7 protein-coding genes and 1 pseudogene are annotated in these 6,525 nt (G+C 28.3%); all 8 read right to left on the reverse strand.

Going from position 1 to position 6,525, the window contains the following annotated elements; all coding sequences use genetic code 11:
* Position 1 precedes the first annotated feature (1 nt).
* Positions 2–919, reverse strand: coding sequence for a phosphate ABC transporter permease subunit PstC (pstC, locus tag KGF39_RS14320; RefSeq protein WP_054275168.1), 918 nt, complete (start codon positions 917–919; stop codon positions 2–4).
* A 376-nt stretch (positions 920–1,295) separates the two neighbouring features.
* A complete protein-coding gene (locus KGF39_RS14325; protein ID WP_413927090.1) occupies positions 1,296–2,516 on the reverse strand; it encodes an ABC transporter permease in 1,221 nt (406 codons plus the stop codon).
* 15 nt (positions 2,517–2,531) lie between these two features.
* Positions 2,532–3,419 (reverse strand): ABC transporter ATP-binding protein, encoded by an 888-nt coding sequence (locus tag KGF39_RS14330; protein ID WP_227822819.1) that lies wholly within the window; start codon positions 3,417–3,419, stop codon positions 2,532–2,534.
* A gap of 144 nt (positions 3,420–3,563) precedes the next feature.
* Entirely contained in the window at positions 3,564–4,679 is a 1,116-nt protein-coding gene (locus KGF39_RS14335) for a sensor histidine kinase (RefSeq protein ID WP_227822820.1), read from the reverse strand.
* 35 nt (positions 4,680–4,714) lie between these two features.
* Positions 4,715–5,413: a VanR-ABDEGLN family response regulator transcription factor gene (vanR, locus tag KGF39_RS14340; protein ID WP_227822821.1), complete on the reverse strand. Its 699-nt coding sequence runs from the start codon at positions 5,411–5,413 to the stop codon at positions 4,715–4,717.
* A gap of 463 nt (positions 5,414–5,876) precedes the next feature.
* Entirely contained in the window at positions 5,877–6,053 is a 177-nt protein-coding gene (locus KGF39_RS19945) for a hypothetical protein (protein WP_308463838.1), read from the reverse strand.
* Positions 6,047–6,265, reverse strand: coding sequence for a BlaI/MecI/CopY family transcriptional regulator (locus KGF39_RS19950; RefSeq protein WP_255643454.1), 219 nt, complete (start codon positions 6,263–6,265; stop codon positions 6,047–6,049). Before KGF39_RS19950 ends, KGF39_RS19945 begins: the two co-directional genes overlap by 7 nt.
* Before the next feature lie 30 nt (positions 6,266–6,295).
* Positions 6,296–6,525: pseudogene (locus KGF39_RS14350) on the reverse strand (transcriptional regulator); the annotation flags it as partial.

Raw genomic sequence — 6,525 nt, forward strand, 5'->3', positions numbered from 1 at the left:
CTTAATTTACCGCCTTATTTGAAAGTTTATTTAAAACTAAGTTTAAAATTAATATAAATGTAAACAATACTACTCCAGTTGCAAACAGCATTTCTTGATGTGTACCAAATGCGTATCCCATTTCAAGTGCTATATTAGTTGTAAGTGGTCTTACACTATCTGTTATTGCAGTTGGCATAACTGGTGAGTTTCCTGCAACAAGTATTACTGCCATTGTTTCACCTAAAGCTCTTCCTACTCCTAACACTACTGCAGCTAATACTCCAGATTTCGCAGCAGGTAATACAACTTTGAATATTGTTTCTATTTTTGATGCACCAAGTGCTAATGAACCTTCTTTGTATGCTTTTGGTACTGCTCTTATTGCTGTTTCTGATACAGATATTATTGTCGGTAACATCATTACCGCTAGTACTATTACTATTGCTAACAAACTTTGACCTTTTGGAAGATTAAATATACTTTGTATAGTTGGAACTATCACTGCAAGACCAAATACACCATATAATACTGAAGGTATACCTGCTAAAAGTTCAACTGCTGGTGACATTATTTTTGCTAATCTTTTAGGTGCTACTTCTGCTATAAATACAGAGGTTAATATGCCAACAGGTACTCCTATTACAAGTGCTCCAAGTGTTGCAAATATTGATGCTACTATCATAGATGATATTCCAAATTTATTGGCAGAAGGAACCCAATCTGCACCAGTTAAAAAGTCTATAAATGAATATCCTTCAAATACAAATGGTCTTAGTCCTTTATAAAATACGAATCCTATTATCAAAAGTAAACTTGCAACTGCTACTAAAGCACTAAGTAGAAAAATATTTTTTGCTACTTTTTCAATTACGTATTTTGTCTTATTGCCATTATTGTCATTTTTTTCTAAACCTACTAATCTAGATTTTACTATCATAATACCCTCCATTAAAATATACTTATCGATTTTCGTTCTGTATTCAAAATTTAATTTTTTATAATTCGTCTTCATCAAATTTCCTGTACTTTTATTCTACTTTTTTTAAGTTAAATCTATATTAGGATTAAGTTAAGCAAGTGTAAAATTATATTCACTTTTTTAACATTAATTTTACTTTTAAAACTATATTTGACATTTACTTTACATATAATGGTGTTTCGTCATATTAAAATAGCAGATATAGGTAATAATACAATTTATGTATAATTTATTACCTATATCTGCTATTAAGATTTGTTAACTAAATTTAACTTTTATACTACATATATAATTATTGCATCCTCTAGTTTATATTATTATTTCCATCAAATTGTTATGATACTTGATGTTTGCAATAGGTACGAATAGCCAAAAATATAAAAATAGGTATTTCCACCACTGAGAAAAACAGTATAATGTATGGCGTCCAAAAACTCATACCTCCTAATTGCAAGAAATTAAATGATGTCAGTTGATATAATAAACTAATCTTAAAACCAATTCCCCCTGGTGGTAGTAGGTATCCAATCCAACTAACACCTACACCCATAGGAATTAAACAAATAGAAAAAGCAATCAGCATAGAAGTAAGAGAATTCTTACATTTTGCAGATAAAAATAATGTTAAACTAACCATTGCAAGTATTGAAATTAGACCACTAATAGCTATAAGAATCTGTGCTTGTAGTAAATTTATATTTACTAGACTAATGACAGAAAACAACATTTGAAATGAGGTTTTCAAACATTCAGTACCAAAAGCTAAATCAGAAATTGCCAAATGGATAGAAATACATACAACAAACATTACTATAAATATAGAAAATAGAGCTAATATTTTAGTAAACGCTAGACGAGTATGTCCATGTTTCGTACAGCGAAGGATGCTATCTGATTGTGTCTGATATTCATCAGAAAAAGTAGGTGCAGCAATTGCAACACATATAATTAATAATATAAAAATATAAAATATTATATAATCAAAAGCATCTTTAGAATAACCTGGGTATATCTCAAATGGAGTATCTACTTTGCTATAAAGCTCTTGAACCTGCATCTGTGCATTAGGAGTTTGTTGTTCAATCTTCATAATATCATTTAAATGAGTTTTGCATTGTTCATAAAAAGAATCTAAATCATTTGTATTTATTTCTGATAATTCTGTTGCAAATCCTGTTTCTGAATTAGCAAATGCTTCAGGAAGTCTATTCAACAATGGGCGAATTGGTAAAATACTTTTAGAATAAACATCTAGTGGAAAATCTTCACTACCTACTTTACCATACTTTTCTTCTGTTTTTTTCCATATATTTAAAGCATGTTTTAATTTTTTTGGTGTTACAACTCCACTACTAATTTCACTGTTATTAGCATAAATTGTTTTTTTATATTCAATAGCATCTAAACCACTCAATTCAACTACTTTGCCATTATCATCTAAATAATTAATACCCTCATAAGTAATTGGAAGAAAAGCCATCAATGCAGATAAAATCAATGCCAACAATAATAAAATTAATGTACGACGTGAGTGCAACACTCGTTTAATTTCCAAATAAAAAATACGCATTTATTTCCCCTCCTTACTATAAACTGCTTCTGGAAATAACCATAAATATAAATCTTCTAATCGTGGTTCAACAGCAATAGAGTTATCAATTTGTGACTTTTCTGCCAAGTAACGAATAGATACTTGATTGTTTTTTTCACTACGCTGATTGATTATACGTAAATTCATTTCATATTTTGAAATATCTCTATTTGATATAAGACATTCCCATACTTTACCCTCTACTTTCTTAACCAGTTTATCGGTTGTTCCCACATCAAGAATTTTTCCACTTTTCATAATAGCATTTTGAGTTGATATGTACTCAATATCAGATACAATATGAGTAGATATTAGGACGATACGATTATGAGAAAATTCTGAAATAAAATTACGAAATTTCACTCGCTCACCAGGGTCAAGTCCTGCTGTTGGTTCATCCATTATAAGGATTTTAGGGTCATTTAACATAGCTTGTGCTATTCCCACTCTTCGTTTCATCCCACCAGATAATTTAATAATCTTTTTATTTTTCACATCAGATAATGTAAGAATTTCCAACAAATTACTAATTTTTCCTTTTACTTCTCTTGGTGGTACATCTTTCAATGCTGCTATATATTCTAAATAATCTTTTACAGAAAAATCCTGTGAGAAACCAAATTCTTGTGGTAAAAATCCTAGTAAATTTCTGTACTCAGCACCCATTGTATAAATATTTTTGCCATTATACATAATTTTGCCATTGGTAGGTTTCATAATGTCTGTAATGATTCTCATCAAGGTAGTTTTACCTGCTCCGTTCGCTCCTAAAAATCCCCACACACCTGGTGTTAAGGTAAGGCAAACATCCTCTACAGCAATTTTATCCTTAAATTTTTTTGTCACATGTTCAATTTTTAATTCCATATTTGAAACTCCTCTCTTTATCTACTTACCTGCAAAAACAAAAGTGCCTTGCTCAGTATTTATTTTACTAAACAAAGACACTCATAGTTTTAATATTAAATAGATAATTTCTTAAGAAAATCCTAATATTTGATTTATATTTTACTAAGTAGGTGCAGGAAGCGATACAGTAAATGTTGTGGCCTCATCTTTACTTTGAACAGTAATATCACCACCATGTAAATTTATAATTTCCTTAGCTATAGAAAGCCCTAAACCTGCACCACCCATATCGGATTTTCGGGCTTCATCTAAACGATTGAATTTTTCAAATATAGCATAAAGTTGTTCTTCTGGAATTGTCTGTCCATAATTTCTAAAAGCAATATCTACCTTGCTGTCTTTATGAACTGCTGAGATAATAATTTCTGTATTAGGATAGCTGTAAGCAATAGCATTTTTTAAGATGTTGTTAAACACTCTTGCAAGTTTTTCAGAATCTGCTTTTATTGTTAAACTTTCATTTGCTTTTAGAATGGCTCTATTTCCTTTTTCAGATAACAATAGGTAAAATTCATCCTTTAACTGGAGTAACATATAATATAGGTCTACTTTTTCGTAATTAATTTTGATTTGATTAGAATTATATCGTGTTATTTCAAAAAGTTCATTGATAAGTTTTTCCAAATATTGTGCTTTGTTAAGTGCAATTTCAGTATACTTAGATTTTTGAGAATTATCCATATTAGGTATTTCTTTTAATAAGCTCAAATATCCAATAACTGAAGTAAGTGGTGTCCTTATATCATGTGCTAGATACATCACAAGGTTATTCTTTTTGTTTTCAGCCTCTTTCACTGCTTGTTGACTTAACAAAACAGACATCTTAATTTGGTTCATTTGTTGTTCTATTTCCTTTAATGGCTTAGATAGTTCAACTAATTCATCATTTTGTTGATAAATAGTATGTGTTGCATTGATGATTTCTCTTAAATAATTCCATGGTTTTTTCCAATAAAAATTGAAAATAGTGATATATCCAATTATAAAAAACAAAAAAAATAATACATCTCTTCTCAACTTAATCCATTTAATAAGAGGATTTGAAAAATTTGAAAATGTATAATCAGCCATAAACATTAAAACCAATACTATACCTGTATAGATAGCTAACATTACATATAATTTATACTTTAAATACACCTCTGTATTTTTTTCTCTTTTTATAAATTTATATTTATCTCTTAGTTTCCTATAAGTAAAATTATTAATCTTTTTCATAATACTACATCCCTTCTTGACAAGAAAAATAGGTGTCAAATCTTGTAACCAACACCCCAAATTGTTTTTATATATTTTGCTTCATCTACAGTATCACCTAATTTTTCACGAAGATGGCGAATATGAACTGTTATAGTATTGTTACTTTTATTGTAATATTCATCTTTCCAGATAGCATGAAAAAGATTTTCTGAATTTACCACAGAACCTTTATTCTTTAATAATACATGTAGAATAGAAAACTCTGTTGGAGTAAGTGAAAGAGCTTTACCATTTAAATGACATTCATACGTTTGGGTATTCAATTCCAGACCTAAAAAAGAAAAAATATGTGAAAGTTCTTCACCAGACTGTAAACTTCCACTGTACTTCTTATACCTTCTAAGTTGTGCCTTCACTCTAGCAACAAGTTCCAAAGGTCGGAAAGGTTTAGTAACATAATCATCTGCACCTAAGGTTAGACCTGTAATCTTGTCTGTTTCTTCATCCTTGGCTGTTAACATAATAATTGGATAAGTATATTTTTCTCGAATTTTTTGACACAAAGAAAAACCATTTATCCCTGGCAACATAACGTCTAAAATTGCAAGGTCAAATTCATCTAAATTAATGCAGTTTAGTGCATCAAGACCAGAATAAAATTTATAAACAGTATAGTTTTCATTTGTAAGATAAACTTCTATTAAATCAGCAATATCACGTTCGTCATCTACAACTAAAATTTTTCCACTCATAGACTTTAAACATCCTTTCTATATATATTTATATATATTATACTAAATTTAATTCTTTTTATATAATTTTTTGCATTAGAATTTATTAAGAAATTCTTAATCTTATTAGATAATAAAACTGACTGTAATTTAACTTACAAAGTCTAGAAGAATAGGCTTTATCAATTAAATTATAGTCAGCTATTTTATAATAATTTAGTTTAGATATCGTTAACATCTCATGTTTCTAACATTTATTAATGATATTAATATATTTATTATTCCTTATTAAAATAGCATTCTTTATCTTTTTATGTAATTATTTATTGATATTTCAATACTTTAAAATCAAAACCTAAAACTTATGTCAGTTAAATGTCAGTAAAATATTTTATCCACAATTTTTACATAAGTTTTCCACAACTTATCCCCAATATTATCCACAAAAGGTAGCTACTATTGAGTGCTACCTTTTAATATATTCCTATTCTTCATCTTCTTGCCAACTTCTTATCCATTCTTCTAAAGCATCTAGTTTATCATTACTTATCTCTTCTTTATCATGCAGTTTTGAAATTAAATTTGAAATAGGATTATTATGTAAACCTCCAAAGAGTTTTTTAGTTTCTGATTTTAAGTATACTTTTTCTTTTATTAATATTGTATAATGTGTGTGTGTTTACCTATTTTTTGAGAAGCTAAAAAACCTCTTTTAGTCAACCTTAATAAAAGTGTTAGTGTTGTAGTTTGTTTCCACTTATATTCTTTTTCCATTTCTTCTGCAACATCTTTAGATATTACAGTTTTATAACCAGAATTCCACATATATTGCATAATCTTGAATTCTGAATCTGGTAATTTTTTATTTAGCATAATATTCACCTTTCTTTCTATTATACAAAATTATTTGTTCACTATTTTCTGCATGCTTTCTATAAATACTTTTATTTGTTCTTCTGTCATTTCTTCTTTTCTATGTATAGTTGTAAACACTCGTGTAAAAAAATTATCAAATTTACTTATATCTCTTTCTTCTTTTCTAGCATTTAAATATTCTTTTTTAGTTACTAATACTTCATAGCTAAACTGAAAACCTATCTTCTTCTTTTTTAATGTTTTCATCTTTACCAATC

The sequence above is a fragment of the Clostridioides sp. ZZV14-6345 genome, assembly GCF_020657775.1.
Taxonomy (GTDB): domain Bacteria; phylum Bacillota; class Clostridia; order Peptostreptococcales; family Peptostreptococcaceae; genus Clostridioides; species Clostridioides difficile_D.